Annotated in this window: 18 protein-coding genes, 1 other RNA gene and 2 pseudogenes; 15 read left to right on the top strand and 6 right to left on the bottom strand. The window is 69.2% G+C overall.

Annotation, left to right across the window (positions count from 1 at the left end):
* Positions 1–123 (top strand): annotated as a pseudogene (locus P2PM1_RS25465) (IS110 family transposase); the annotation flags it as partial.
* Positions 124–1,060: 937 nt separating this feature from the next.
* Here P2PM1_RS25465 and P2PM1_RS11010 read toward each other — a convergent pair.
* The 5 genes from P2PM1_RS11010 to P2PM1_RS10990 all read right to left on the bottom strand — a co-directional run bounded on the left by P2PM1_RS11010 (position 1,061) and on the right by P2PM1_RS10990 (position 9,248).
* Positions 1,061–4,666: a hydantoinase B/oxoprolinase family protein gene (locus P2PM1_RS11010; protein ID WP_186399091.1), complete on the bottom strand. Its 3,606-nt coding sequence runs from the start codon at positions 4,664–4,666 to the stop codon at positions 1,061–1,063.
* Between the two features lie 170 nt (positions 4,667–4,836).
* Positions 4,837–6,144: a TRAP transporter large permease gene (locus tag P2PM1_RS11005; RefSeq protein ID WP_186399090.1), complete on the bottom strand. Its 1,308-nt coding sequence runs from the start codon at positions 6,142–6,144 to the stop codon at positions 4,837–4,839.
* A gap of 6 nt (positions 6,145–6,150) precedes the next feature.
* Positions 6,151–6,684, bottom strand: a complete 534-nt coding sequence (locus P2PM1_RS11000; protein ID WP_186394137.1) for a TRAP transporter small permease — start codon at positions 6,682–6,684, stop codon at positions 6,151–6,153.
* A gap of 215 nt (positions 6,685–6,899) precedes the next feature.
* Complete coding sequence (locus tag P2PM1_RS10995; protein ID WP_186399089.1) at positions 6,900–7,889, bottom strand: TRAP transporter substrate-binding protein; 990 nt, start codon at positions 7,887–7,889, stop codon at positions 6,900–6,902.
* Between the two features lie 96 nt (positions 7,890–7,985).
* Positions 7,986–9,248, bottom strand: coding sequence for an FAD-binding oxidoreductase (locus P2PM1_RS10990; RefSeq protein ID WP_244301473.1), 1,263 nt, complete (start codon positions 9,246–9,248; stop codon positions 7,986–7,988).
* A 208-nt stretch (positions 9,249–9,456) separates the two neighbouring features.
* On the opposite strand from P2PM1_RS10990, the gene P2PM1_RS10985 reads away from it, so the two are divergent.
* Positions 9,457–10,176, top strand: a complete 720-nt coding sequence (locus P2PM1_RS10985; RefSeq protein WP_186399088.1) for an aspartate/glutamate racemase family protein — start codon at positions 9,457–9,459, stop codon at positions 10,174–10,176.
* A 65-nt stretch (positions 10,177–10,241) separates the two neighbouring features.
* Entirely contained in the window at positions 10,242–10,784 is a 543-nt protein-coding gene (locus tag P2PM1_RS10980) for a winged helix DNA-binding protein (protein WP_186387328.1), read from the top strand.
* A gap of 22 nt (positions 10,785–10,806) precedes the next feature.
* Here P2PM1_RS10980 and P2PM1_RS10975 read toward each other — a convergent pair whose 3' ends face one another.
* Positions 10,807–13,095, bottom strand: coding sequence for a bifunctional diguanylate cyclase/phosphodiesterase (locus P2PM1_RS10975; RefSeq protein WP_208985250.1), 2,289 nt, complete (start codon positions 13,093–13,095; stop codon positions 10,807–10,809).
* A gap of 112 nt (positions 13,096–13,207) precedes the next feature.
* On the opposite strand from P2PM1_RS10975, the gene P2PM1_RS10970 reads away from it, so the two are divergent.
* The 12 genes and pseudogenes from P2PM1_RS10970 to P2PM1_RS25460 all read left to right on the top strand — a co-directional run.
* Positions 13,208–14,614 (top strand): lyase family protein, encoded by a 1,407-nt coding sequence (locus tag P2PM1_RS10970; RefSeq protein ID WP_186399087.1) that lies wholly within the window; start codon positions 13,208–13,210, stop codon positions 14,612–14,614.
* Positions 14,615–14,762: 148 nt separating this feature from the next.
* Positions 14,763–15,464 (top strand): SDR family oxidoreductase, encoded by a 702-nt coding sequence (locus P2PM1_RS10965; RefSeq protein WP_186399086.1) that lies wholly within the window; start codon positions 14,763–14,765, stop codon positions 15,462–15,464.
* Positions 15,465–15,479: 15 nt separating this feature from the next.
* Entirely contained in the window at positions 15,480–16,178 is a 699-nt protein-coding gene (locus P2PM1_RS10960; protein ID WP_186387331.1) for a DnaJ family molecular chaperone, read from the top strand.
* A gap of 37 nt (positions 16,179–16,215) precedes the next feature.
* Positions 16,216–16,971, top strand: a complete 756-nt coding sequence (locus P2PM1_RS10955) for an N-acetylmuramoyl-L-alanine amidase (RefSeq protein WP_186394143.1) — start codon at positions 16,216–16,218, stop codon at positions 16,969–16,971.
* 342 nt (positions 16,972–17,313) lie between these two features.
* A complete protein-coding gene (locus P2PM1_RS10950) occupies positions 17,314–17,814 on the top strand; it encodes a lytic transglycosylase domain-containing protein (protein ID WP_244301472.1) in 501 nt (166 codons plus the stop codon).
* 105 nt (positions 17,815–17,919) lie between these two features.
* Positions 17,920–19,389 (top strand): PLP-dependent aminotransferase family protein, encoded by a 1,470-nt coding sequence (locus tag P2PM1_RS10945; RefSeq protein ID WP_186399085.1) that lies wholly within the window; start codon positions 17,920–17,922, stop codon positions 19,387–19,389.
* A 32-nt stretch (positions 19,390–19,421) separates the two neighbouring features.
* Positions 19,422–19,818: RNase P RNA component class A (gene rnpB, locus P2PM1_RS10940), an RNA gene on the top strand.
* Positions 19,819–20,702: 884 nt separating this feature from the next.
* Positions 20,703–21,170: a division/cell wall cluster transcriptional repressor MraZ gene (gene mraZ, locus P2PM1_RS10935; RefSeq protein WP_186399084.1), complete on the top strand. Its 468-nt coding sequence runs from the start codon at positions 20,703–20,705 to the stop codon at positions 21,168–21,170.
* Positions 21,167–22,186 (top strand): 16S rRNA (cytosine(1402)-N(4))-methyltransferase RsmH, encoded by a 1,020-nt coding sequence (gene rsmH / locus P2PM1_RS10930; protein ID WP_186399083.1) that lies wholly within the window; start codon positions 21,167–21,169, stop codon positions 22,184–22,186. Before mraZ ends, rsmH begins: the two co-directional genes overlap by 4 nt.
* A gap of 4 nt (positions 22,187–22,190) precedes the next feature.
* Positions 22,191–22,547 (top strand): hypothetical protein, encoded by a 357-nt coding sequence (locus tag P2PM1_RS10925; protein ID WP_186399082.1) that lies wholly within the window; start codon positions 22,191–22,193, stop codon positions 22,545–22,547.
* A 9-nt stretch (positions 22,548–22,556) separates the two neighbouring features.
* Positions 22,557–24,269: a penicillin-binding protein 2 gene (locus tag P2PM1_RS10920; RefSeq protein ID WP_186387337.1), complete on the top strand. Its 1,713-nt coding sequence runs from the start codon at positions 22,557–22,559 to the stop codon at positions 24,267–24,269.
* 80 nt (positions 24,270–24,349) lie between these two features.
* A pseudogene (locus P2PM1_RS25460) lies at positions 24,350–25,822 on the top strand (UDP-N-acetylmuramoyl-L-alanyl-D-glutamate--2,6-diaminopimelate ligase); the annotation flags it as partial.
* Positions 25,823–26,046 lie beyond the last annotated feature (224 nt).

Raw genomic sequence — 26,046 nt, 5'->3', positions numbered from 1 at the left:
CTGTTCTATCAACGGCTTGTCCAGAACGGAAAGAAGCCAATCGTCGCCATCGCCGCTCTCATGAGAAAGATCGTCGTCATCCTCAATGCAAGGCTCAGAGATCAGATCCAACAACAGAGTTGATGACCTTCCGAGGGTGGGGCGACGGCGATCCCTCCCTCTCGGCCGTCACCCCGGCCGCGCGCAAGCGCAGAGCCGGGAACCAGAGGCAGCCTCAGCAGGTGTTGCCTCGCTCTACCCTTTCGGGCGTCTTCCCGGACGAGGCCGAAGGCCGATGATCCGGGACCGGGGAGGCACGGCGGTCGTGGGGACGGCGGGGAGCGCTGCCGACAGGCCCTCGGCTCTCCGGTCCCGCATCTCCGCTGCGCTTCGTGCGGGATGACGAAAGGAGAGGATTGCGTCCGGGAGGACGCAGCAGCACCGGGGCGTGAGCCGAACCGTTCGGGGTTGCTAGATCCCGGTCTTCGGCTTCGCCGGAACCGGGACGACAGCCGGAGAGTGGGGTTCGGCCAGCGCGTCCTCATCAGTGCTCTGGCAGCCAATAGGCCCCGGATCTCGCGATGCTCGTCCGGGGTGACCTCGGAGGGGAGGTGGGGCCGAGCGTCATTCTCAGGCCGTCATCCCGGCCGCGCGCAGCGCAGAGCCGGGAACCAGAGGCAGCCTCAGCAGGTGTTGCCTCGCTCTACCCTTTCGGGCGTCTTCCCGGACGAGGCCGCAGGCCGACGATCCGGGACCGGGGAGGCACGGCGTTTGTGGGGACAGTCGGGAGCGCTGCCGAAAGGCCCTCGGCTCGCCGGTCCCGGCTCGGCGCTCACGCGCCGTCCGGGAGGACGCGGAGAGGGGGGTGCTTTCTCCTCCTCCGCCGCTCTGGCAGCCAATAGGCCCCGGATCTCGCGATGCTCGTCCGGGGTTGACCTTCCGAGGGTGGGGCGACGGCGATCCCTCCCTCTCGGCCGTCACCCCGGCCGCGCGCAAGCGCAGAGCCGGGGGCTATTCGTTCCCAGAGCGGTGGCGACGGCACGCCGCCGCCGCCCCCTTCCGTTGTCGGTCCCGGCCGTTTTCAGTCGGGGCGACCCCAGCCGCCGGCGGTCGGGGTGATGACGGTGACCGCCTCGCCCGCCTTCAGCACCGTCTGGTCGCAGCCGGCAAGCTCCTCGATGCTGCCGTCGAGACGGCGCACCAGAGTCTTGCCGAGCTGGCCGTCGCCGCCGCCGTCGCCGCCCTTCGGGGCGATGGTGCGGTGGGACGACAGGATCGCCAGTTCCATCTCCTCCAGGAAGCGGATGGTGCGTTTGGTGCCGTTGCCGGCATGCCACTTGCCCGTGCCGCCCGAACCCTCGCGGATGTGGAAGTCCTCCAGCAGGACCGGATAGCGGAATTCCAGCACCTCCGGATCGGTGAGGCGCGAGTTGGTCATGTGCACATGGACGCCGTCGGTGCCGTTGAAGCCGGGACCGGCGGGCGAGCCGGAGCACAGGGTCTCGTAATACTGGTAGGTGGCGTTGCCGAAGGTCAGGTTGTTCATCGACCCCTGGCTGTTGGCCATGGCCTTGAGCGCGCCGAACAGGGCGTTGGTGACATGCTGGCTGGTCTCGACATTGCCGGCGACGACGGCGGCCGGGTAGGCCGGCTTCAGCATGCAGCCGTCGGGGATGACGATGTGGATCGGCCTGAGGCAGCCGGCATTCATCGGGATGTGGCCCTCGACCATGACGCGGAAGCAGTAGAGCACGGCGGCGCGGGTGACGGGCTCGGGCGCGTTGAAGTTGTTCGGCTTCACCTCGCTGGTGCCGGTGAAGTCGACGGTCGCCTCGCGCTTGGCCTTGTCGACGGTGATCCTGACGCGGATCACCGAGCCCTGGTCGGTCGGGTACTCGTACTCGCTGTCGGTGAGCGCCTCGATGACCCGGCGCACGCTCTCCTCGGCATTGTCCTGGACGTGGCCCATATAGGCCTGCACCACGTCGAGGCCGAAGTGGGCGACCATCTTGCGCAGCTCCTGCACGCCCTTCTCGTTGGCGGCGATCTGCGCCTTCAGGTCGGCGACGTTCTGCGTGACGTTGCGCACCGGCCAGGGATGGTCGGTAAGGACCTCGACCAGCTCTTCCTCGCGGAAGCGGCCCTGATCGACGAGCTTGAAGTTGTCGATCAGCACGCCTTCCTCGTCCACCGTGGTGGCGCGCGGGGTCATGGAGCCGGGGGCCGAGCCGCCGACATCGGCATGGTGGCCGCGGCTCGCCGCCCAGAACAGGATCTCCTTGCCCTGGTCGTCGAAGACCGGCGAGACGACGGTGATGTCCGGCAGGTGGGTGCCGCCGTTATAAGGCGCGTTCAGCGCGAAGACGTCGCCGGGGCGGATCTCGCCGGCATTGAGCTTGATGACGGTCTCGACGGAACGGTCCATGGAACCCAGATGCACCGGCATGTGCGGGGCATTGGCGACCAGCGCGCCGGAGGCGTCGAACACCGCGCAGGAGAAGTCGAGGCGTTCCTTGACGTTCACCGAATAGGCGGTGTTCTGCAGCGTCACGCCCATCTGCTCGGCGATCGACATGAAGAGGTTGTTGAAGACCTCGAGCATGACCGGATCGGCCCTGGTGCCGATGGCCTCGGCGCGGGCGAGCTTTTCGACGCGGCGCAGGACGACATGGTCCTTGGCGGTGATCTCCGCCTGCCAGCCCGGCTCGACGACGATGGTCTGGTGCGGCTCGACGATGAGCGCGGGACCGGAGAGCCGGTGGCCGGGCTTGAGGCCGGCGCGGGCGAAGAAGCCCGCCTCGCGCCACGCGCCCTCGGCGAAGATGGCGCCGGTGTCGGCCGGTGTGGGCGAACCGGAGACGAGCGGCAGGTCCGGCTCGTCGATGCCGGAGCCGCCGCCGACGGATTCCACCTCAAGCGCTTCCACGACGATGGGCTTGTTCTCGTAGACGAAGCCGAACTGGGCGCGGTGCGCGTCGGCGAAGGCGCCGACCATGGCGTCGATGTCGCCGGGGACATAGGCGACCGGGATCGGCGTGTCCGTGCCCTCGTAGCGCAGCAGGGCGCGCGGCAGGTCGCGGATTTCGGCCTCCGCGACGCCCTGGCCGGCGACCTCGGCGCGGGTCTCGGCCGACAGGCGGCCCGCGAGGGCCTGAAGGTCGTCCAGCATGGCCGGCTCGAGCCGGCGCACCACCGCCTGCTGGCGGGTGGCGCGGATGTCGGCAAGGCCCATGCCATAGGCGGAGAGGATGCCCGACAGCGGGTGGACGATCACCGTGGTCATGCCGAGGCTGTCGGCGACCGAGCAGGCGTGCTGGCCGCCGGCGCCGCCAAAGCAGGTCAGCGCGTATTCGGTGACGTCGTAGCCGCGCTGGACGGAGATCTTCTTGATGGCGTTGGCCATGTTCTCGACGGCGATCTTCAGGAAGCCGTCGGCGACCTCGGCAGCGGAGCGGCCGTCGCCGATGCGGGCGGCCATCTCCTCGAACTTCGCCACCACCGCGTCGCGGTCGAGCGTCGCGTCGCGCCCCGGTCCGAAGATCTTCGGGAAGAAGTCGGGACGCAGCTTGCCGACCATGACATTGGCGTCGGTGACGGCGAGCGGGCCGCCGCGGCGGTAGCAGGCGGGGCCGGGATTGGCGCCGGCGGAATCCGGGCCGACCTGGAAGCGGCCGTCCTTGTAGTGGAGGATCGAGCCGCCGCCGGCCGCGACCGTGTGGATCATCATCATCGGCGCGCGCATGCGCACGCCCGCCACCTCGGTCTCGAAGGCGCGCTCATACTCGCCGTTGTAGTGGGAGACGTCGGTGGAGGTGCCGCCCATGTCGAAGCCGATGACCGCATCGAAGCCGGCCATCTTCGAGGTCTCGATGGCGCCGACGACACCGCCGGCCGGGCCCGAGAGGATCGCGTCCTTGCCCTGGAAGAGGTCGGCGGCGGTGAGGCCGCCGGAGGACTGCATGAACATCAGCCGGCAGTCGGTGCCCTCGATCTGCAATTCGCTCGCCACCTGCTCGACATAGCGGCGCAGGATCGGCGAGAGATAGGCGTCGACCACGGTGGTGTCGCCGCGCCCGACCAGCTTCATCAGCGGCGAGACCTCGTGGCTGACGGAGACCTGCGGGAAGCCGACCTTGCGGGCGATCTCGGCGACCTTCTTCTCGTGCTCGGGGAAGGCATAGGCGTGCATGAAGACGATGGCCGCGGAGCGGATGCCGCTGTCATAGGCGGCCTTGAGGTCGCGCTCGACCTCGCCCAAGTCCGGCTCGGCCTCGATGGTGCCGTCGGCGCGCACGCGCTCGGCGACCTCGACGACGCGCTCGTAGAGCAGCTCCGGCTTGACGATCTCCTTGGCGAAGATGTCGGGCCGCGCCTGGTAGCCGATCTCCAGCGCATCGCGGAAGCCGCGGGTGGTGACCAGCAGGGTGCGGTCGCCCTTGCGCTCCAGCAGCGCGTTGGTGGCGACGGTGGTGCCCATCTTGACGGCGGCGATGCGCTCGGCCGGGATGCGCTCGCCGATCGCGATGCCCATCAGCTCGCGGATGCCCTGGATGGCGGCGTCGCGATAGGCTTCCGGGTTCTCCGACAGGACCTTGTGGGCGCGGATGCCGCCTTCGGGATCGCGGGCGACGATGTCGGTGAAGGTGCCGCCGCGGTCGATCCAGAAGTCCCACTTGCCGCTCGTCATGATGCGTCTCTCCGCTGCCGGCCCTGCCCGCCTGCATGCCTGCCGCGGACGAGCGATTGTTTGATCGTCGTTACGTCAACAATTTATCGACAAAATGTCAATGTTGTTTTTGCCGCTCGCGCCCCTCCCTCGCCCGCAAACGGGGCGGGCGGGGGTGCGACGCCGGGACCTTACGGCCGGTTGCGCATGTTGTCCGGCAGCCAGGTGGCGAGCTCCGGGAAGGCGATCAGGATGAACACCATCACCACCATCAGCGCGAACATCGGCAGCGCGGCGCGGGCGATATAGGTCATCTCGTGCCGCGTCATGCCTTGCAGCACGAACAGGTTGAAGCCGATGGGCGGCGTGATCTGCGCCATCTCGACCACCACCACGACGAAGATGCCGAACCAGATCGCGTCGATGCCGGCGACGCGAATCATCGGCTCGACCACCGCCATGGTCAGCACCACGGAGGAGATGCCGTCGAGGAAGCAGCCGATGATGATGTAGAAGACCAGCAGCGCCATCAAGAGTTGGAAGCGCGACAGCTCCATGTCGGCGATCCAGGCGGCGAGCGCGCGCGGCAGGCCGGTGAAGCCCATCGACAGCGACAGGAAGGCGGCGCCGGCAAGGATCAGCGCCACCATCGCCGAGGTGCGGGTGGCGCCCATCAGGCTCTCGCCGAAGGTCTTCCAGGTGAGCGAGCCCTGGCCGGCGGCAAGCGCCAGCGAGCCGATGACGCCGAGCGCGGCCGCCTCCGTCGCGGTGGCAAGGCCGAGATACATGGAGCCGATCACCACCATGATCAGCACGATCACCGGCAGCAGGAAGCGCGAATTGGCGAGCTTCTCGCGCAGGCTCATCGCCGGCTCGGGCTGCGGGTTGTAGCTCCTGGAGACCTTGGCGTAGATGGCGATATAGCCCATGAACAGGCTGGCCAGCACCAGGCCCGGCAGGATGCCGGCCATGAACAGCTTGGTGATCGATTCGTTGATGGTGACGCCGTAGACGATCAGCGTCAGCGACGGCGGGATCATCAGGCCGAGGGTGGCGGCGCCGGCCAGCGTGCCGATCACCATCTTTTCCGGATACTGGCGCTTGCGCAGCTCCGGCACCGACATCTTGCCGACCGTCGTCAGGGTGGCGGCGGAGGAGCCGGAGACGGCGGCGAACACCGTGCAGCCGACGACATTGGTATGCAGCAGGCCGCCGGGCAGGCGCGCCATCCATGGCGCGAGGCCGCGGAACATGTCCTCCGACAGGCGGGTGCGGTAGAGGATCTCGCCCATCCAGATGAACAGCGGCAGGGCGGTCAGCGTCCAGGACGAGGAGGCGGCCCAGATCACCGTGATCATGGCATCGCCGGCCGGGCGCGAGGTGAACAGCTCCATGCCGACGAAGGCGACGCCGAGCAGGGCAAGGCCGACCCACACGCCGGTGCCCAGCAGCAGGAACAGCACGAAGAGGAAGAGAATGATGGGAGCGAAGGTTTCCATGGCGGCTTACTCCCCGTGGCTCTGTTCGACCGTGTCGGAGACGATGCCCGACGAGCCGAGGAAGAGGACGCGGACCAGATGGTCGGTCATGGCGATGGCGAGCAGCACGGCGCCGACGGCCATCGCCGTCTGCGGGATCCACAGCGGCGTGGCGTCCTGGCCCTGGCTGACGTCGTTGAGCTTCCACGACCAGTAGACCGCCTTGATGGCGTAGCGCGCCAGATACCAGGCGAGCGCGGCGCCGATGGCGAAGCACCAGACCTCGAGCCAGCGGCGATGCCGGCCGAGCGCGTTGAGCAGGATGCTGACGCGAATATGGGCACCGCGGCCGAGCGCATGGGCGAAGGCGAAGAAGGAGGCCGAGGCCATGGCGTAGCCGGCATAGTTGGCGGCGCCGGGAAAGAGGACGCCGGTCCAGCGGGCGATCATCTGCGCGACGATGATGGCGAGGATGGAGACCAGCGCCAGCGCGGCGATCATGCCGCCGGCGAAATAAAGACCGTCGAGAAGGCGGCGAAGTCCGCGCCCGAGTGCGATCATGGTCGTGTTCCGTGTCTGTTGCGGACCGGCCACGGGCCGCCGTCATGCCGGGCCGCGCAAGACGCGGTCCGGCGACGGACAGGCCGGCAGGGCAGGGACCCGGCTGTCAGGGACGGGTCGCTTGCCGCGATCCTGCGATCGCGGCAAGCCAGGGACGCGCTGCCCCGAGGGAGCGCGCCCGGACCGTCGGTGACGAAGGCGGCGGAACGCGCCGCTTACTGCGCCTTGTAGGCGTCGACGATGGCCTTGCCCTTGTCGCCGGCCGCCGCCAGCCACTCCTCGGTCATGGTCGCGCCGACGGCGGCAAGGTCAGCCTTCAGCTCGTCGCTCGGCTTGAGCACCTGCATGCCGTTGGAGGCAAGGCCTTCCAGCGTCTTGGTGGTGTAGGCCTTGGCCCTCTCCAGGCCCTCGGCCTCGGCCGTGGCGGCGCAGTCGGTGAAGACCTTCTTCATGTCGTCGGACAGGCCGGCCCACTTGTCCTTGTTGACCAGCATGGCGTTGCGCGGCAGCCAGGCGTCGACCTCGTAGAAGTGCGAGACGTTCTCCCACAGCTTGCTGTCGTAGCCGGTGGCGGCGGACGACACCATGGACTCGGCAACGCCGGTGGCGAAGGCCTGGGACACCTCGGCGGCCTCGATCTGAACCGGGAGCATGCCGGTCAGCTCGGCGAGCTTGGCGGTGGCGGCATTGTAGGCGCGGAACTTGACGCCCTTCATGTCGTTGCCGGAGTTGACCTCCTTGTTGAAGTAGATGCCCTGGGGCGGCCACGGCACGGTGTAGAGCAGCACCAGGTTCTGGCCGTCGAGCGCCTCCGCGATCGCGTCTTCTGCCGCATCCCACAGCTTGCCCGAGGCCTCGAAGGAACTGGCGAGGAAGGGAATGCTGTCGATGCCGAAGAGCGGATCCTCGTTGGCATGGGCGGAGAGCAGGCGCTCGCCGATCAGCGCCTGGCCGGTCTGCACGGCGCGCTTGATGTCGGCGCCGCCGAACAGCGAGCCGCCCGGATGGGTGACGATCTCGATCTCGCCGCCGCTGCCCGAGGTGACGCAGGCGGCGAAGACGGCGGCATTCTCGGAATGGAAGTTGGTCGCCGGATAGGCGAGCGGCATGTCCCACTTCTCGGCGGCGAGCGCCGGGGAGGCGGCGGATGCGGCAAGAAGCGCGGCGGTGACGATGCCGGTGGTGCTCTTCAGCAGGTCAGTCATTCTCGGTCCTCCATCGGCCGGGACCCGATTGTTCCGGATCTCGCGGCGGTCCATCTCTCTGGTCGGTTGCCCGTCTTCCTGTTCGCAAGGCGTACTCTAGACAGCGAAACGCGCGGGCGAATAGGGGGCGGGGTCGAGTTTCGGCTCGCGGCCGGCGATCATGTCGGCAACGAGACGGCCGGTCCTCGGACCGCCGGTCAGGCCGATATGATGGTGGCCGAAAGCCATCAGGATGTCGCCGCATGCCGGCGACGGCCCGATCACGGGGATGGAGTCGGCCGGTGCCGGCCGGTGACCCATCCATTGGCGGGTGGACCCCCAGGCGAGGGCGGGCATGGCCCGGCGCACCTGGCGCTCCAGCAATTCGAACGGCGCCTGTCCGGGCCCGGCGGCAAGGCCGCCGAACTCGACCACGCCGGCAAGGCGGATGCGCCCCTCCAGCGGGGTGGCGACGAATTTCGCCGAGGCGAACATGACCGGCGCGCGCGGCAGGGCGCTCGGCGCCTCCAGCTCCAGATGGTAGCCGCGCTCGCTCTCCAGCGGCACGGCAATGCCGAGCTCGCGGGCGAGCGGCCCGGACCAGACGCCGGTGGCCAGCACGGCACGGTCGCAGGCGAGCGGCCCGCCATCGGTGGCAAGGCCGGTCAACCGGCCGTTCTCGATGAGAAAGCCCTGCAGCGCGCCGCGCAGGAGGGTGCCGCCGCGCGCCTGGAACGTCTCGGCAAGGTCCTTCACATAGCGGCCGGGGTCGCGGATGACGCCGTGATCGGCAAGGCGGACGGCAAAGCGGTTGGCCTCGCCCAGCAGCGGGTCATAGGCCCCGAGCGCCGTGCCCTCGATCTCGTCCCAGGTGAAGCCGGCTTCGCGCCGCAGCCGCCAGCCGAAGGCATCGGCCTCGAAGGCGGCGCGGTCGCGATAGACATAGAGATAGTCGGACGGGGCGACCCAGCGTTCGGCCTGCGTGCCGCCGGCAAGGTCGCGGTGCTCGGCAAGGCTGTCGCCGACGATGGGCAGCAGCGCGCGGGCGATGCGCTCGGTTTCGCCGGCGGTGCAATGGGAGAGATATTTCGCGAGCCAGGGCAGCAGGCGCGGCAGGTAGGACCAGCGCAGGAACAGCGGACTGTCCGGGTCCATCAGCATGCGCGGCGCCTTGGCCGGCAGGCCGGGCACGGTGACCGGCACGACGGCGCAGGAGGCGAGCACGCCGCCATTGCCGTGCGAGGTCGCCTCGCCGGGGCCGGCGCGGTCGATCAGGGTGACGTCGTGACCGTCGGCGACAAGGCGAAGCGCGGCGCTGACGCCGACGATCCCCGCGCCGATTACCGCGACCCGCAAACGCCCGCTTTCGTGCTGCTGCACCCTGCCTCTCCCCGGCCAATTGCGGCGAGTGTCGTGGGGGCAGGTTTCGTTGTCAACAATTTATCGACAAAATGTTTCTAATAGTGTGCGCAAAGGCCTTGTATTGCGCAAGCGCTGGTGCGCAGATCCTCGACGAGGCGCGTTGTTGCCGGATCTGACCCAGGGTTCGCGACGGGCGGAGCGGCAACGTCTTCGCGGGAGGAACGAGATGACGGTGCGCGGCGGCAAGGCGCTTTACGGCGCGGCGGTGGGTATCCTGATGCTGGAGGCGCGGTTTCCGCGCATCCCCGGCGACATGGGCAATGCGCTGACCTGGCCGTTCCCGGTGCATTACCGCATCGTGCGCGAGGCGACGCCCGACCGGGCGGTGCGGCAGGGGGCGAGCGGGCTGCTCGATGCCTTCATCGCCGCGGGGCGCGAACTCGTCGCCGACGGGGTCGACGGCATCACTACCAATTGCGGGTTCCTGTCGCTGTTCCAGCGCGACCTGCAGGCCGCGCTCCAGGTTCCGGTCGCCGCATCCTCCCTGATGCAGGTGCCGCTGGTCGACCGGCTGCTGCCGCCGGGCAAGCGCGCCGGCATCCTGACGATCTCCGCCGGCTCGTTGACGCAGGCGCATCTTGCCGCCGCCGGCTGTCCCGACGATACGCCGGTGATGGGCACGGAAGGCGGGCGCGAGTTCACCCGCGCGATTCTCGACAACGAGGAGGCGCTCGATGTGGCGGCGGCGCGGGCCGACAATGTCGAGGCGGCCGAGGCGCTGCTGGCGCGCAATCCGGAAGTCGGCGCCATCGTGCTGGAATGCACCAACATGGTGCCCTATGCCGCCGATATCCGCGCCGCGACCGGCGTGCCGGTCTATTCGATCGAGAGTTTCGTGACCTGGTTCCACTCCGGCCTGGTGCCGCGACGCCATCCGTCCCCCTGAAGGACGGTTGCCCTGTCGCCGCTCCCTGCCGTAGCCTTGGCCAGAACAGTTCAGGCAGGAATTTCATGACAGACAGTACTGGGTCCGAGGACATTGCGCGCGGCGGCATCGGGCCGGTGGTCTCGGCCGCCCATCTCGCCTCCGGTGCCATGCCGGCGCTTTCGGAAGTCGAGTTCGCGGTGACGATGATGGTCAACGCCTATCACCGCTGGATGGTGCGCTGCATGGCGGCGGCCGGGGCGCCGGGGATGAGCCCGCTCGACACCTTGGTGCTGCACTCGGTCAATCATCGCGGCCGGCCGAAGTCGCTTTCCGACATCTGCCTGGTGCTGAACATCGAGGACACGCATACCGTCACCTATGCGCTGAAGAAGCTCGCCGCCGCCGGACTGGTGGAGACGGGCAAGCGCGGCAAGGAGAAGACGGTGGCGATCACCCGCGCCGGCGAGGCGATCTGCATGGAGTACCGGCGGCTGCGCGAGGCGCTGCTGGTCGGCCCGGTCAAGGGGCTGGGCATGGACGAGGTGGAACTGTCGCGGCTGGCGGCGACGCTGCGCTCGGTCTCCGGCCATTACGACCAGGCCGCCCGCGCCGCGGCCGCCATGTAGGCGCGGCGGCGCCGGCACCGTGTCACACCGCGCCGGCGGCGCGCCTCTGCCTGTCGTCCCGGTCGACGCCCGCCCGCGCCCCGTCGTCCGCTTGGGCAAGCGGCGCGGCACCGTCCGCTGCCACGCCGTCGCAGGCGGCCGGCCCGGACTGGGGCAGGAAGGGCAGTTGCGGCAGGGTCCCGAGGCTGGTGGTGAGCGCCAGTTGGTCGCGGCGCGCCTTCTGGGACAGAGCGACGGCGTCGGTGGCAGCGAGGTTCGACAGATCCATCGGCCGGCCGAACAGGAAGCCCTGAACCTTGTCGCAGCCGGCGGCGCGCAGCAAGGCGACCTGCATCTCGTCCTCGACGCCCTCGGCGGTGATCGTCACCTCCAGCGAGCGCCCCAGGCCGACGATCGAGGCGATGATCGCGTCGGTGGTCGGGTTCTTGCCGACGGTGGCGACGAAGGAGCGGTCGATCTTGATCGTGTCGAAGGGGAAGCGCGACAAGTAGCTGAGGCTCGAATAGCCGGTGCCGAAATCGTCCATCGCGATGGAGACGCCCATGTGGCGGATCTGCGTCAGCGTCTTCACCACCGCATCGGTGTCCGCGATCAGCAGGCTCTCGGTGATCTCCACCTCCAGCCGGTCGGGCGACAGGCCGCTGGCCTTCAGCGCGTTTGCGACGCGCTCCTCGGTGCGGCCGGGGCGGAACTGGGCGGGCGAGAGGTTGACGGCGACGGTGAGCGAGGCATCGCGCCAGCGCGACGCCTCCAGGCAGGCATGCTCCAGCACCCAGGCGCCGATCTCCTCGATCAGCCCGGCTTCCTCGGCGATGGGAATGAACACCGTCGGCGAGATGGTGCCGTGTTCGGGATGCTCCCAGCGCAGCAGGGCCTCGTAGCCGGTGAGTTCGAGGTCGCGCAGCGAGAATTGCGGCTGATAGAGCAGGCGCAGCTCGTCCTGGGCCAGGGCCTTGCGCAGGTCGCCTTCCAGCAGCTTGCGCTTCTGGGCCTCCGCGTCCATGTCCGGCGTGTACCAGACATAGGTGGACCGGCCCGAATGCTTGGCCCGGTAGAGGGCAAGGTCGGCGCAATGCAGCAGGCGCGAGGCGCGCCAGGCGGCCTCGGATGCCTGGGCAACGCCGATCGACAGCGAGATCGGGATGTCCTTGCCGTCGATGTTGGTCGGCGTGCGCGTCGCCGCGATCATCGCCGAGGCAAGCTGCGTCACCGCCCGCCGGTCGAGATCGCGGGCGATCAAGACGGCGAACTCGTCGCCGGACAGGCGGGCGACCAGATGCCCGTTGTAGACGTTGCTCAAGCGGTCGGCGATCACCTGCAGGAACAGATCGCCCACGGCATGGCCGTAGGTGTCGTTGATGTCCTTGAACTTGTCGACGTCGATCAGCATCACCGCGATGTTGGAGGCCCGGGCGCTGGCCAGCCGCAGCGCCTCGTTCAGCTTGGTGCTGAACACCGTGCGGTTGGGCAGGCCGGTCAGCGCGTCGTGATGGGCGAGGAACTGGATGGTCTTGCTCGCCTTCAGCCGGTCGCGGAAGCGCATCCACACGAACAGGGCGGCAAGGGCGACGGCGGCGAAGATCATCGCCATCAGGATGCCGACGCCGATCTGCACCACCTCGCTGAGGAACAGGCCGGTCGTCTCCTGGTCGTAGGACAGGATCAGCACCCCGGCAACGGTACCGCCCGCCAGGATCGGCACGGCCAGCAAGGTGGTGTCCGACATGCGGCCGAACAACGTGGTGGGAACGTCGACGGCGCGCGGTTGGCCGGCCGCAAGGGCGCGCAGCAGGGCGTCGATGCGCGGCGCCAGTCGGTCGATCTTCTCGCGCGGGACGCGCGGCACCACATCGGCCGAGGACAGCGGCGCGGCCTGTGCGCCGGACCAGACCACGGCGACCGTGCCGACCAGCTCGTTGCGGTCGAGATTGGCCATGAAGGCGGCGACGGCATTCTCGCGGGTGACGGTTGCCGGCTCCGGCGCAATGGACGGGGCGGCGGCGGGCAGCCGGTTCGCGTCGTCGCCGACGCCGTCGATCGACAGCCGCAGATCCCCGCCCGAGAAGGAGACGAGGGGAGCCTCGCCGCGCGGGCCGTGGGTATCCAGATGCTGTTGCAGGTCGCGGCCGATGCGGCGTGCCGTTTCCTCGGCGTCGCGGGTGTAAATCGCCTGGGAAAAGAATACATTTGCCGCATGAATCGCGCCGGCGAAGCCGACGACGATCATGATGCCGAGAAAGATGCCCAGCAACGTCTTGAGGTTGCGCAACCTGACCCGTCCCTCGCGGCGCGAAGCCGCCGTGTCCTGCATGTTGAAACTGCCTAGGGAGGGATCATGACATCGCAAGGTTTCCAGACATTGAATCATGCGTCCGCCTCCTGCCTGCCGGCGAGACGTGACGCGGGGTAAGACGGAGCAGACCATGACCGCAGACAACAGGCGTACCGAAACCGACTCCATGGGCGCGGTGGAGGTGCCCGCCGAGCGCTACTGGGGCGCCCAGACGGAGCGCGCCCGCCACCACTTCGCCATCGGCCGCGAGCCGTTCCCGCTGGAGATCATCCACGCGCTGGCCGAGATCAAGCGCGCGGCGGCGCTGGCCAATGCGCAGATCGGCGTGCTCGACCAGACGCGCGCCGAGCTGATCGTGACGGCGGCCGAGGAAGTGGCCGGCGGCCGGCACGACGGCGAGTTCCCCTTGCATGTGTGGATGACCGGCTCGGGCACCCAGGCCAACATGAATGTCAACGAGGTGATCGCCAACCGGGCCATCGAACTCGCCGGCGGGCGGATCGGCTCCAAGGACCCGGTGCATCCCAACGACCACGTCAACCGCTCGCAGTCGTCCAACGACGTGGTGCCGACCGCGCTCAACGTGGCGGCGGCGCTGATGATCGCCAACCGGGTGCGGCCGGCGCTGAAGGTGCTGCGCGACGCGCTGGCCGAGAAGGCCCATGCCTGGCAGGGGCTGGTGAAGATCGGCCGCACCCACATGCAGGACGCGGTGCCGATGACGCTCGGCCAGGAATTCGCCGGCTATGTCGGCATGCTCGACGACAATGACGAGCGGCTGGCCTTCGCGCTGAAGGGGCTGATGACGCTGGCGATCGGCGGCACCGCCGTCGGCACCGGGCTGAACGCGCCGGAGGGCTTCGACCGCAAGGTGGCGGGGGAACTGGCGGCGCGCTGCGGGCTGCCCTTCGCGGCGGCGGCGAACAAGTTCACCGTGATGGGCGCCCATGACGCGATGGTGGCGGCCTCCGCCATGCTGAAGGTGCTGGCGGTGTCGCTGCACAAGATCGCCAACGACATCCGCCTGCTCGCCTGCGGCCCGCGCGCGGGATTCGCCGAATTGCGGCTGCCGGAGAACGAGCCGGGCTCCTCGATCATGCCGGGCAAGGTCAACCCGACCCAGTGCGAGGCACTCGCCATGCTGAGCGTGCAAGTGATCGGCCTCGACGTCGCCAGCAGCTTCGCCGGAGCGGGCGGGCTGCTGGAGATGAACGTCTACAAGCCGATGCTGGGCGCCAATGTGGTGGAGAGCTGCCGGATGCTGGCCGACGGCATGGAGCATTTCGCCCGCTTCGCCGTGGCCGGCATGGAGGCGGACGAGGCGCGGCTCGCCGAGACGGTGAACCGCTCGCTGATGCTGGTCACCGCCCTGACGCCGGAGATCGGCTATGACAAGGCGGCGGCGATCGCCCATCACGCCCATCACGAGGGGACGACCCTGCGCGAGGCAGCGCTGGCGCTGGGCCATATCGACGCGGCGACCTTCGACCGGATCGTCGATGCCGGGTCGATGACCGGCCCGATGCCGGAGATCTGAGGCCGTTTTCCGCTCCGGCGCCCGTCCGGCGCGCCGGGGCGGGTCTCGTGACGGCTTGCGACAGCCCCGTGTGGCGAGACCGGTCGTCTATGTTAGAACGCTGGGCTAGAACGCGGGAAAGAGTCGGGCCAAACAGTTCGGGGAGAGCATGAAGGATCGGGTCGTACTTCTGACCGCCGCAGGCAGCGGCATGGGCGCGGCGATCGCCCGCAAGCTGGCGGACAAGGGTGCGCGCGTCGCCATCCTGTCGTCCAGCGGCAAGGGCGCGGCCCTGGCGGAGGAGCTGGGCGGGCTCGGCCATACCGGCTCGAACCTCGCGCCGAAGGACCTTGCCGCCTTCGTCGAGGCGGCGATGGCGCATTTCGGGCGGATCGACGCGGTGGTCAACAGCGCCGGCCACGGGCCGAAGGGCGAGGTGCTGGCGATCAGCGACGAGGACTGGCACCTGGGCATGGACTATTACCTGCTCAACGTGGTGCGGATGTGCCGGCTGGTGACGCCGCAGTTCCAGGCGCAGGGCAGCGGGGCCATCGTCAACATCTCCACCTATGCCGCCTTCGAGCCGGAGGCGGCGTTTCCTACCTCGGGCGTGTTCCGCGCCGGGCTGGCCGCCTTCACCAAGCTCTATTGCGACCGCTATGCGGGCGAGGGCATCCGCATGAACAACGTGCTGCCGGGCTTCATCGACAGCCTGCCGGAGAAGGAGGACAGGCGCGCGCGCATCCCGATGGGTCGCTACGGCACGGTGGAGGAGGTGGCGGCGACCGTCGCCTTCCTGCTGTCGGACGGGGCCGGCTACATCACGGGGCAGAACCTGCGCGTCGATGGCGGCATCACCCGGTCGGTCTGAGGCGGCGCGCGCGACATGTCCATCTGGTCCGCGATCAATGCGGTGGCGGCGGCGATCGGCGCGGGCGGCGCGCAGATCGTCGACCGCATCGTCCAGTTCATCGTCTCGGTCGGCGAGGGGCGCGGCGACCGGGCCGTCGCCTTCACCGTCGCCATGATCGCCTTGTCGGCCAAGATGGCCAAGGCGGACGGGGTGGTGACCGGCGACGAGGAGATCGCCTTTCTCGAGGTCTTCGACATTCCGGCGGGCGAGGAGCGCAACGTCGCCCGGCTGTTCAACCTCGCCAAGCAGGACGTCGCCGGCTTCGAGACCTATGCGGAGCGGCTGGCGGCGCTGTTTCCGGACGATCCCGAAATCCGCATCGACATTCTCGACGCGCTGTTCCACATCGCCAAGGCGGACGGCGTGGTGCACGAGTACGAAGTCGCCTACCTGGAGCGCATTGCCGAGATCTTCGGCCTCGACGAGCGCGCCTTCAACCAGATCCTCGCCCGCCATGTGCGCGGCGGCGACGATCCCTACAAGGTGCTGGGCATCGACGGGGCGGCGACGGACGAGGAACTCAAGCGACACTATCGCCGGCTGGTCGCGGAAACCCATCCGGACCGGCTGATCGCGCGCGGCGTGCCGGAGGAATTCGTGCGCATCGCCAGCGACCGGCTGGCGGCGCTGAACGTCGCCTATGGCAAGATCGCGGCGGAGCGGGGACTGTGACCGGCGCGCACCCGGCAAGAAGGAATGGAAGGCCCCGATGGGCGTGAAGACGGATACCGGACTGCCGGCGCGGCTGCGGCCGTCGCCGAACCACAACGAGCGCGAGGGGTCGGTCTGCCTGCTGCTGCTGCACTATACCGGCATGACCAGCGGCGAGGAGGCGGTGCAGCGGCTGTGCGACCCGCGCGCCGAGGTGTCCGCCCATTACGTGGTCGACGAGGACGGGACGATCCTGCAACTGGTGCCGGAGAGCCGGCGCGCCTGGCATGCGGGCCGCTCCTACTGGAAGGGCGAGCGGGACATCAACTCGCGCTCGATCGGCATCGAGATCGTCAATCCGGGCCATGAGAACGGCTACCGGCCGTTCCCCGAGGCGCAGGTGCAGTCCGTGATCGACCTGGCCCGCGACATCTGCGCCCGCCACGCCATCGCGCCGCAGGACGTGCTGGCGCATTCGGACGTGGCGCCGGACCGCAAGGAGGACCCCGGCGAGCTGTTCCCCTGGGACAGGCTGGCGCTGGCGGGGGTCGGGTTGTCGGTCGACCCGGAGCCGGTGGCGGGCGGGCGCTTCTTCCAGCAGGGCGATAGCGGACAGCCGGTCGAGGCGCTGCAATCGATGCTGGCGCTCTACGGCTTCGAGATGCCGATCACCGGGGTCTATGACGCGCGCACGCGGGCGGCGGTCGCCGCCTTCCAGCGCCACCACCGGCGCGAACGGGTCGACGGCATCGCCGACATGTCGACCATCACCACGCTGCACCGGCTGCTGCAAAAGGTTCCACGGCTGGTCTGATACCAAGGCTTTCGATGCTGACGCATCACGCCTTGAAGTTGCTCATGCGCCGCACGGGCTTGACCAACTCTGAATGAGCCAAGCTCATTCAGAGTTGGCCTGACGCCGCGTCTCTCGCCGATTGCTGCATCGCAACATCCGCAAATCACCGCCATCTCCCGGCCACAGTTGCCGGGATGATGGCCTTGCTTTCGTCAATGACGAGATTTTCTGCACGTTTTAGCCGCATTTTATCGGCGTTTTTGTAACATTTCGTGATTGAAGGCGCCGGATTTCCGTCCCACCGCGCCGCCATACAGCCCGCCTCTCAACAACGACGAACAGTTCGAAGGTCGGGCACATATGATCAACTTCACGGCGCCGCGTCTCATGGGCGCGCTTCTTCTGGCGCTTTCCGCAGGAGCCTGCCAGACGGCGGCTGTCTCCACCACGACGGTCGATCCGAAGATCCTGGAACCGGGTGGGCGCACCGCGACCTATCAGGCAATGATCGCCGCGGAGGCGCGCAAGCACGGCGTGCCTGTCGACCTTGCCCATGCGGTGGTGCGGGTCGAAAGCAACTACAACCCGAGCGCTCGCGGGCGGGCCGGCGAGATCGGCCTGATGCAGATCAAGCCGCAAACGGCGCGCGGCGTCGGCTTTCGCGGCAGCGCCAAGGCGCTCTACGATCCTAAGACCAACATCACCTACGGCATGAAATATCTGGCGGGCGCCCATCAGCTCGCCGGCGGCGACGTCTGCGGCACGATCCTGCGCTACAATGCCGGCCACTTCGCCAAGCGCATGAACCCGACCAGCCGCCGCTATTGCAGCAAGGTCAAGCAGCTCCTCGCGCGGGGCTGAGGCTTTCGCGGCCGAGCCCGTCGTGGCGCTTTGCTTTGCTGCGGGGAATGTGGCATCAACTGGTTCTTCCGAATATCGGGTTTCCGAATTTCCGAGGATCCAGTCATGCTTGCCGGCCTCATCTCCATCGACCGCTCCTCCGCCGTGCCCTTGCCCGAGCAGGTCTATCGCGCCCTGCGCGAGGCCATCGGTGCCGGGCGTCTGGCGGCGGGGGCGCGGCTGCCGTCCAGCCGGGCGCTGGCGGCAGCGCTCGGCATCTCGCGCAATTCGGTCAATGCGGCCTATGAGCTGCTGGTGGCCGAAGGCATCGTCACGGTGCGCGGCGGTTCGGTGCCGAAGGTTTCCGCCGCCGCCGGCACGCTGAGCGAGGGCGAGGCGCCGGCGATCGCCCTGCGGGCGGTCGCCCTGTCGGCGCGCGGACGGGCGATGAGCAGCGATCCCTGGTCGCGAACCGAGCGGCGGCGCGGCGGCAAGCTGGAACCGGGCACGCCGAGCCTCGACCGCTTTCCGGCCGACGACTGGGCGCGGACGCTGCGCCGCGTCACCCGGCGCCTGCGCGGCGACGTGCTGAGCTATGGCGAGACGCGGGGGCTGCCCGAACTGCGGCGCGAGCTTGCCGCCTATCTGACGGCCGAGCGCGGCGTCCGGGCGACGCCCGAGCGCATCCTCGTCACCCCGTCGACCCAGGCGAGCCTCACCCTGCTGGCGAGCAGCCTTGCCGATCCCGGCGAGGCGGCCTGGCTGGAGGACCCCGGTTACCTCGGGGCCCGTGCGGCGTTTACCGCCGCCGGGCTCGACATCGTGCCGATGCCGGTCGATGCGGAGGGCGCCGATCCGCGCCGCGTCGCCGACCGGCGGCCGCCGCGGCTGATCTACGTCACCCCCTCGCATCAATATCCCTTCGGCACCCGCATGTCGCTGGCGCGCCGCGCGATGGTGCTGGAGGCGGCCCGGGCCTGCGGCGGGGTGGTGCTGGAGGACGACTACGACAGCGAGTTCCTGTTCTCCGGCCGGCCGCTCGCGGCGATGCAGGGGCTCGGGGCGGAGGGCGAGGTGATCTATCTCGGCACCTTCTCCAAGAGCATGCTGCCGGGCCTGAGGGTCGCCTATATGGTGGTGCCGGAGCATCTCGCCGCCCCGCTGGCGGTGGCGCAGCGGGTCTCGGGGATGCTCGCCAATGTGACGACGCAGGCAGCGCTCGCCGAGTTCATCGCCTCGGGCCGCTACCGGGCGCATCTGCGGCGGGTGCAGCAGACCTGCGAGGCGCGGGGGCGGGATCTTGCATCCGCCCTGCGTCAGCGGCTCGGCGATGCGGCGGACGTGCCGGAGCCGGTCGGCGGGGTGCAACTGGCGCTGAGGTTTACCGCTGCGGTCGACGATCTTGCGGTGGCGGCACAGGTCAATGCGGCCGGCTTCAGCGTCGCCGCGCTGTCGCCCTATGGCATCGATTGCGGCCTCAGCGGCCTCGTCATCGGCTTTGCCGGGGCGCAGGAGGGCGAGGCGCAGGCCTGCGCCGAAGCGGTGGCGGGAGCAGTGGCGGGCGCGATCGCCGGCCCCGTGAAGCGTCACGCTTGACCGCGGCGCCCGCGACGCCTACCAGTCGCGCGTCAGCCGGCTGGACGGCCGCTCCCGCAAGCGCGGAAACGCCGCGGGGGAGGAAAGTCCGGGCTCCACGGAAAAACGGTGCCGGGTAACGCCCGGCGGGGGCGACCCCAGGGAAAGTGCCACAGAAAGCAAACCGCCGCGGCTGCGGCCGCGGTAAGGGTGAAAGGGTGGGGTAAGAGCCCACCGCGCGACCGGCAACGGAAGCGGCACGGTAAACCCCACCGGGAGCAAAACCGAATAGGGGCGGCGCGGACCTCGCAAGGGGTCCGGCCCTTTCCAGGCCAGCCGCCCGGGTTGGTTGCGCGAGGCGCCCGGCAACGGGCGTCCCAGATGAATGGCCGTCACGTGCGGCAGCAATGCCGCGCCATACAGAACCCGGCTTACAGGCCGGCTGACACTTTTCCTTTCTGACGATGAATACGGCGATGCCGGCGGGTGCTCCGGCACGGTGCGCGCGCCGGGACTCGGGGAAGCGAGGTCGCTTGAGGGACGCTCAAAGCGTTTCCGACAGGCCCTTGGCTCCCCGGTCCCGCATCTCCGCTGCGCTGCGTGCGGGATGACGAAAGGAGAGGGCGGCGCAGCGTGCGGGAGGACGCGGGGAGAGGGTAGAGCGAGGTAACGCCCGCTGAGGGCGCCTCTGGTTCCCGGCTCTCCCGCTTCGCCTGCGGCCGGGATGACGGCCTGAGAAACTGGCACTGTCTTGCCTCCCCCACCGAGGTCGCCCCGGGCAAGCGTGAGCGCGACCCGGGGGCCATTGGCTGCCAGAGCGGTGATGAGGACGCGCAGTCTCCACGGCGTCCGGCCGCACGCCTGCAGACGCAGGAGAGGATGGTGCGAGCGGAACGACGGGACCTGCGTGAAGAGCAGACCGGCGGGGCCAGCCGGCGCGAAGGACAGGTCCGCCTGTGGGCAAGTCGCGCTACCCGCCGCGCGCGACGGGGGAGAGCGGCGCGAAAGACCGCGAATCCGCTGGCTTGCAGGATGCGAGCCGTTGGCAACCCAAAATTAAGCTTAACGGTGGATAACTGACGCACGGGGTTTTTGTGCAATGGCGGGGAGGGGGCGGAAACCATCGGATTCCATTGACCACCCATAGGATCCCATGATATCCCAAATCATCCCGTTTCGAGAGGCTGCAACGGGGCTCAAGCGGCTCACAATTCGACAGTGCGGGCCGACATGCGGTCGGGCCGCCGACGTTGCGTTACGCATCGGCGTTTCCAGGGATCGGGAGTTTGGTAGGGGCCGGGTGCGGCGCATCCGGCGATGGGGCGAGAGAATCGATGTCCGGCTTCGTGTCGCACTACACAAATCGACTCGACGCCAAGGGGCGGGTTTCCGTTCCGGCTCCCTTTCGCCAGACCCTCTCCCGCGACGGCTTCGAAGGTCTCTACTGCTTTCCCTCCCTGCATCAGATGGCCGTGGACGCGGGCGGGCACCAGCTCGTCGCGGAAATCCAGAAGCGGTTGGATGGGCTCGACACGCTGACCGAGGACCACGACGCCCTGTCGACGGCGCTGTTCGGCGCCAGCGAAACCCTGAAGATCGACGCCGACGGCCGGGTGATGCTCTCGGACATGATCCGCGAACATGCCGGGGTGACGGACCAGGTCACCTTTGTCGGCCAGGGCTACAAGTTCCAACTCTGGGAGCCGGAGCGCTTCCGCGCCCATCGCGCCGACGCCCAGAAGCGCGCCATGTCGGTGCTGTCCTCGCCGCGCGCGGGCTCAGGCTCGGGGGGCGGCCAATGATGGCGCAGCGCAAGGACGAGGCGGCGCCCCGCCATGTCCCGGTTCTCCTGAGCGAGGTGCTGGAGGCGCTCGGCGACGTGTCGGGCGCCACCGTCGTCGACGGCACCTTCGGCGCCGGCGGCTATAGTTCGGCGCTGCTCGACGCCGGCGCGCGGGTGATCGCCATCGACCGCGATCCCACCGCGATCTCCGGCGGGCAGGGGCTGGTCGCCCGGAGCGGCGGCCGGCTGACCCTGGTCGAGGGCCGGTTTTCCGCGCTCGATGCCCATGCGGCCGGGGCCGGGTACCCGCAGGTCGATGCGGTGGTGCTGGATCTCGGCGTCTCCTCGATGCAGCTCGACGAGGCCGAGCGGGGCTTCTCCTTCCGCCATGACGGACCGCTGGACATGCGCATGGAAGTGCGCGGACTGTCGGCGGCGGATGTCGTCAACACCCTGCCGCAGCGCGATCTGACCCGCCTCATCGGCATCCTGGGCGAGGAGCGGCGCGCCTCCGCCGTCTCGCGCGCCATCGCCGAGCGGCGCCAGGAGCGCCCCTTCGAGCGCACGGCGGACCTTGCCGCCGTGGTCGAGAAGGTGGTCGGGCGCTCGTTCAAGGGCAAGCAGATCCATCCGGCGACGCGGACCTTCCAGGCGCTGCGCATCTATGTGAACCGGGAGCTCGGCGAAGTCGTCGATGCGCTGGCCGCGGCCGAGCGGGCGCTGAAGCCGGGCGGGCGGCTGGTCGTCGTCACCTTCCACAGCCTGGAAGACCGGATCGTCAAGAAATTCATCGCCGAGCGCAGCCGCACCCGCGCCGGCGGGTCCCGCCACATGCCGGACCTGGATGTGCCGCCGGCGACGTTCGAGCCGATCCATCGCGGCGCGGTGGAGCCGGGCGAGGCCGAGACTGCCGCCAACCCGCGCGCGCGCTCGGCCAAGCTGCGCGCCGCCCGCCGCCTCGATGCCCCCGCACGCGAAGTCGATCCCCGCGACCTCGGCGCCCCGTCGGTCGCCGCGCCGGTCGGGGAGGAGTAAGCCCATGAGCCGCTATACCAACGTCATCCTCGCCATCGGCGTCCTGGCCGCCGCCGCGGTCGTCTACGAGATGAAGCATGACGCGGAGCGCTCCGCCGAGCATGTCGCCGCCCTGCAGCGGCAGATCCAGGAGGAGCGCTCGCAGCTTCAACTGCTGCGCGCCGAATGGAGCCTGCTCAACGACCCGAGCCGCCTGCAGCGCCTGGTCGAGCGCTACAACGAGCATCTGCAATTGCAGCCGCTCTCGGTGGAGCAGATCACCCGGATCGAGGACGTGCCGGTGAGGCCGGTGCAGCTCGAGCCGATCAACAGCAACGTGACGCTCGGCGGCTTTGCCGGCACGTCACCAACGGTTCGCTAGGGGGCGAGGATGGCGATCAGCGATCAGCCCGTCTCCTTTCTGCAGCGCCGCAGCGTCGGCGAACGGCACGTGCCGCGCGGCCCCTCGACGCGGGCGGTGCGCGCCCGCGTGCACATGGCGATGGCGGTGTTCGCACTGGCCTATCTGGCGATCGGCGGCCGGCTGGTGATGCTGGGGCTGAGCGAGGAGGCGAAGTCGGCCTCCTATCTGTCGGCGCAGGACAGCGTCGCCGCCTCCCGCCCCGACCTCCTGGACCGCAACGGCGAGATCCTGGCGACCGACATCAAGACCGCCTCGCTGTTCGCCGAGCCGCGCAAGATCCTCGACGTCGATGAGGCGCTGGAAGGCATCGCCAGCGTGCTGCCGGAACTGGGCACCGACTCGGTGCGCCGGAGGCTGGCCAGCAAGGCCGGCTTCATCTGGCTGAAGCGCGAACTGACCCCGCGCCAGCGCCAGCAGATCCACGATCTCGGCATCCCGGGCATCAGCTTCCTGGAGGAGAACAGCCGCTTCTATCCGGGCGGGCCGACGGCGGGCCATATCGTCGGCTCGGTCAATGTCGACAACCAGGGCATTTCCGGCATGGAACTGGCCGTCGACCGGGCCTGGCTCGGCGACCTGCGCGAACTCGGCTTCGCCAGGGGGCGGCCGATGGAGCCGGTGAGGCTGTCGGTCGACCTGCGGGTGCAGCATGTGGTGCGCGACGAACTGGTGAAGGCGATGGAGCGCTACCGGGCGATCGCCGGCGTCGGCATCATTCTCGACGCGGAGACCGGCGAGGTCGTCGCCATGTCGTCGCTGCCCGACTTCGATCCCAACGACCGCGCCCAGGCGCTGGAGAAGGATCGCATGAACCGCGCCTCCGGCGGCGTCTACGAGATGGGCTCGGTGTTCAAGGGCTTCACCGTCGCCATGGCGCTGGACAGCGGCCGGGTGACGATGAACGACAGCTTCGACGCCTCGCGGCCGCTGCGGGTCGGCGGGCGGACGATCAACGACTTCCACGGCAAGGGGCGGATCCTGTCGGTCGCCGAGACCTATATCTACTCCTCCAACATCGCCACCGCCAAGATGATGCTGGCGGCCGGCATCGACCGGCAGAAGGAATTCCTGGAGCGCATCGGGCTGACCAGCCGGTTGCAGACCGACCTGCCGGAAGTGGCGACGCCGCTGTTGCCGCCGCGCTGGAACGAGCTGGCGGCGATCACCATCTCCTTCGGCCACGGCATCTCGGTGACGCCGCTGCAGACGGCGGTGGCGACCGCCGCGCTGGTCAATGGCGGCCGGCTGATCCCGCCGACCTTCCAACCGCGTTCGCGCGAGGAGGCGGAGAAGCTTGCCAAGCAGGTGATCTCGCCGAGGACCAGCGAGATCATGCGCTACCTGTTCCGCCTCAACGTGCTGAACGGCTCCGGCCGCCGCGCCGAAGTGCCGGGCTATGTGGTCGGCGGCAAGACCGGAACGGCGGAAAAGATCGAAAACGGCCGCTACGTATCCAACAAGCGCCGCAATTCTTTCCTTTCTGCCTTCCCGATGGACAACCCGCGTTACGTGGTCCTCGTCGTGCTGGACGAGCCCAAGCCGGAGCGCGAGGGCGTCGCCGCCACTGCGGGCCTCAACACCGCCCCTGTCACCTCGGCCATCATCCGGCGGGTCGCCCCGATGCTGGGAGTGTTGCCGAAGTTCGGAGACAAGACGGAGACCGTATCGATTTCCTACTGACCGGATCGCCTGGCGGCGGGGTCGCACCAAAGCCGCCTTGAGGTTCCCATGACGACGCACAACGGATATTGGCGCAGGATATGCTGCTGAAGGACCTCACCGGCGAACAGGCGCTCGCCGCGCCCGAGTTCGAAACCGAGATCGCCGGATTGTCAGCGGACAGCCGAACGGTTTCCACGGGATATATGTTCGCGGCGCTGAAGGGCGCGAAGGCGGACGGCACGCGCTTCATCGCGGCGGCGCGCGCGGCCGGCGCCAGCGCCCTGCTGGTCGGCAGCGACACGCCGCTCGCGGCGCTCGGCCCGGATGCGGGCGGCTGCCCCGTCCTCGTCAGCGACGATCCGCGCCGGGACCTGGCGCTGATGGCCGCGCGCTTCCACGACGGCCAGCCGGAGGCGCTGGTGGCGGTGACCGGCACCAGCGGCAAGACCTCGGTCGCCGTCTTCACCCGCCAGATCTTCGCCCATGCCGGTTTCGAGGCGGCGAGCCTTGGCACCATCGGCACGGTGACGAGCCGGGGCGCCGAATATGGCAGCCTGACGACGCCGGACCCGGTGACGCTGCACCAGACGCTGGCGCAGCTCGCCGGCGACGGCATCACCCACGCTGCGCTGGAGGCGTCCAGCCACGGGCTCGACCAGCGGCGGCTCGACGGCTTGCGCCTTGCGGCGGCGGCCTTCACCAATCTGGGGCGCGACCATCTCGACTACCACGCCGATGTCGAGGACTATCTCGCCGCCAAGCTGCGGCTGTTCGAAACGCTGCTCGACGCCGACCGGCCGGTGGTGCTGGAGCCGGCGGCGCCTTACGCGGGGCGGGTGCTGGCAGTGGCGCGCGAGCGCGGCCACCCGGTCTTCACCGTCGGCGAGGGCGGCGAGGACCTGAAGCTTCTCGATATCCGCCACGAGGGCTTTACCCAGATCCTGTCGCTGGAGACGGCGGACGGGCCGTTCGAGGTGCGCCTGCCGCTGGCCGGCCGCTTCCAGGTGTCGAACGCGCTGATCGCCGCCGGGCTCGCCATCTGCTGCGGGATCGCCACCGATGTGGCGCTGGCGGCGCTGGAAAGCCTGGAGGGCGCGCCGGGCCGGCTGGAACTGGTCGGGGAGACCGACGACGGCGCGCTGGTCTTCGTCGATTACGCGCACAAGCCGGATGCGCTCGACACGGCGCTCGCCGCGCTGCGCCCCTTTACCCAAGGGCGGCTGATCGTCGTCTTCGGCGCCGGCGGCGACCGCGATCCGGGCAAGCGGCCGTTGATGGGACAGGCCGCCAGCCGGCAGGCCGACATCGTCATCGTCACCGACGACAATCCGCGCAGCGAGGACCCGGCAAAGATCCGCGCCGAGGTGCTGGACGGGGCGCCGGCGGCGATCGAGATCGGCGACCGGCGCGACGCCATCGAAGCGGCCATCGGCATGCTGCAGCCGGGCGACGTGCTGTGCATCGCCGGCAAGGGGCACGAGCCGGGCCAGATCGTCGGCAACGAGGTGCTGCCCTTCTCCGATCACGAGGTCGCCCGCGCGGCGATTGCGGCGGTGGCCGAAAGCGCGCTGTTCGAGGCGGCCGAAGACGGGGCCATCGACTTCGGGCTCGACCTGGATCTCGATCTCGACACCGATGCGGACATCGAGGCGGATGCAGACACGGGCGGGGACACTGGCGCAGACACTGGCGGGGACTTCGATCTCGACGACGCGCTGGAGCAGGTGCTGAGCCAGCGCTTCGAGGCGGACGCTGACGCGGCGGAGCGCCCGTCCGGGGACGAGGTGCTCGACGA

This window comes from Stappia sp. P2PMeth1, from assembly GCF_900185735.1.
Taxonomy (GTDB): domain Bacteria; phylum Pseudomonadota; class Alphaproteobacteria; order Rhizobiales; family Stappiaceae; genus Stappia.
This window is presented reverse-complemented; position numbering and strand designations above follow the sequence as displayed.

What these genes read in the sequence shown, in the direction of transcription:
- P2PM1_RS11010 (WP_186399091.1), bottom strand. Translation starts at nt 4,666, where the DNA reads ATGACGAGCGGCAAGTGGGACTTCTGGATCGACCGCGGCGGCACCTTC.
- P2PM1_RS11005 (WP_186399090.1), bottom strand. Translation starts at nt 6,144, where the DNA reads ATGGAAACCTTCGCTCCCATCATTCTCTTCCTCTTCGTGCTGTTCCTG.
- P2PM1_RS11000 (WP_186394137.1), bottom strand. Translation starts at nt 6,684, where the DNA reads ATGATCGCACTCGGGCGCGGACTTCGCCGCCTTCTCGACGGTCTTTAT.
- P2PM1_RS10995 (WP_186399089.1), bottom strand. Translation starts at nt 7,889, where the DNA reads ATGACTGACCTGCTGAAGAGCACCACCGGCATCGTCACCGCCGCGCTT.
- P2PM1_RS10985 (WP_186399088.1), top strand. Translation starts at nt 9,457, where the DNA reads ATGACGGTGCGCGGCGGCAAGGCGCTTTACGGCGCGGCGGTGGGTATC.
- P2PM1_RS10980 (WP_186387328.1), top strand. Translation starts at nt 10,242, where the DNA reads ATGACAGACAGTACTGGGTCCGAGGACATTGCGCGCGGCGGCATCGGG.
- P2PM1_RS10975 (WP_208985250.1), bottom strand. Translation starts at nt 13,095, where the DNA reads ATGCAGGACACGGCGGCTTCGCGCCGCGAGGGACGGGTCAGGTTGCGC.
- P2PM1_RS10970 (WP_186399087.1), top strand. Translation starts at nt 13,208, where the DNA reads ATGACCGCAGACAACAGGCGTACCGAAACCGACTCCATGGGCGCGGTG.
- P2PM1_RS10965 (WP_186399086.1), top strand. Translation starts at nt 14,763, where the DNA reads ATGAAGGATCGGGTCGTACTTCTGACCGCCGCAGGCAGCGGCATGGGC.
- P2PM1_RS10960 (WP_186387331.1), top strand. Translation starts at nt 15,480, where the DNA reads ATGTCCATCTGGTCCGCGATCAATGCGGTGGCGGCGGCGATCGGCGCG.
- P2PM1_RS10955 (WP_186394143.1), top strand. Translation starts at nt 16,216, where the DNA reads ATGGGCGTGAAGACGGATACCGGACTGCCGGCGCGGCTGCGGCCGTCG.
- P2PM1_RS10950 (WP_244301472.1), top strand. Translation starts at nt 17,314, where the DNA reads ATGATCAACTTCACGGCGCCGCGTCTCATGGGCGCGCTTCTTCTGGCG.
- P2PM1_RS10945 (WP_186399085.1), top strand. Translation starts at nt 17,920, where the DNA reads ATGCTTGCCGGCCTCATCTCCATCGACCGCTCCTCCGCCGTGCCCTTG.
- mraZ (WP_186399084.1), top strand. Translation starts at nt 20,703, where the DNA reads ATGTCCGGCTTCGTGTCGCACTACACAAATCGACTCGACGCCAAGGGG.
- rsmH (WP_186399083.1), top strand. Translation starts at nt 21,167, where the DNA reads ATGATGGCGCAGCGCAAGGACGAGGCGGCGCCCCGCCATGTCCCGGTT.
- P2PM1_RS10925 (WP_186399082.1), top strand. Translation starts at nt 22,191, where the DNA reads ATGAGCCGCTATACCAACGTCATCCTCGCCATCGGCGTCCTGGCCGCC.
- P2PM1_RS10920 (WP_186387337.1), top strand. Translation starts at nt 22,557, where the DNA reads ATGGCGATCAGCGATCAGCCCGTCTCCTTTCTGCAGCGCCGCAGCGTC.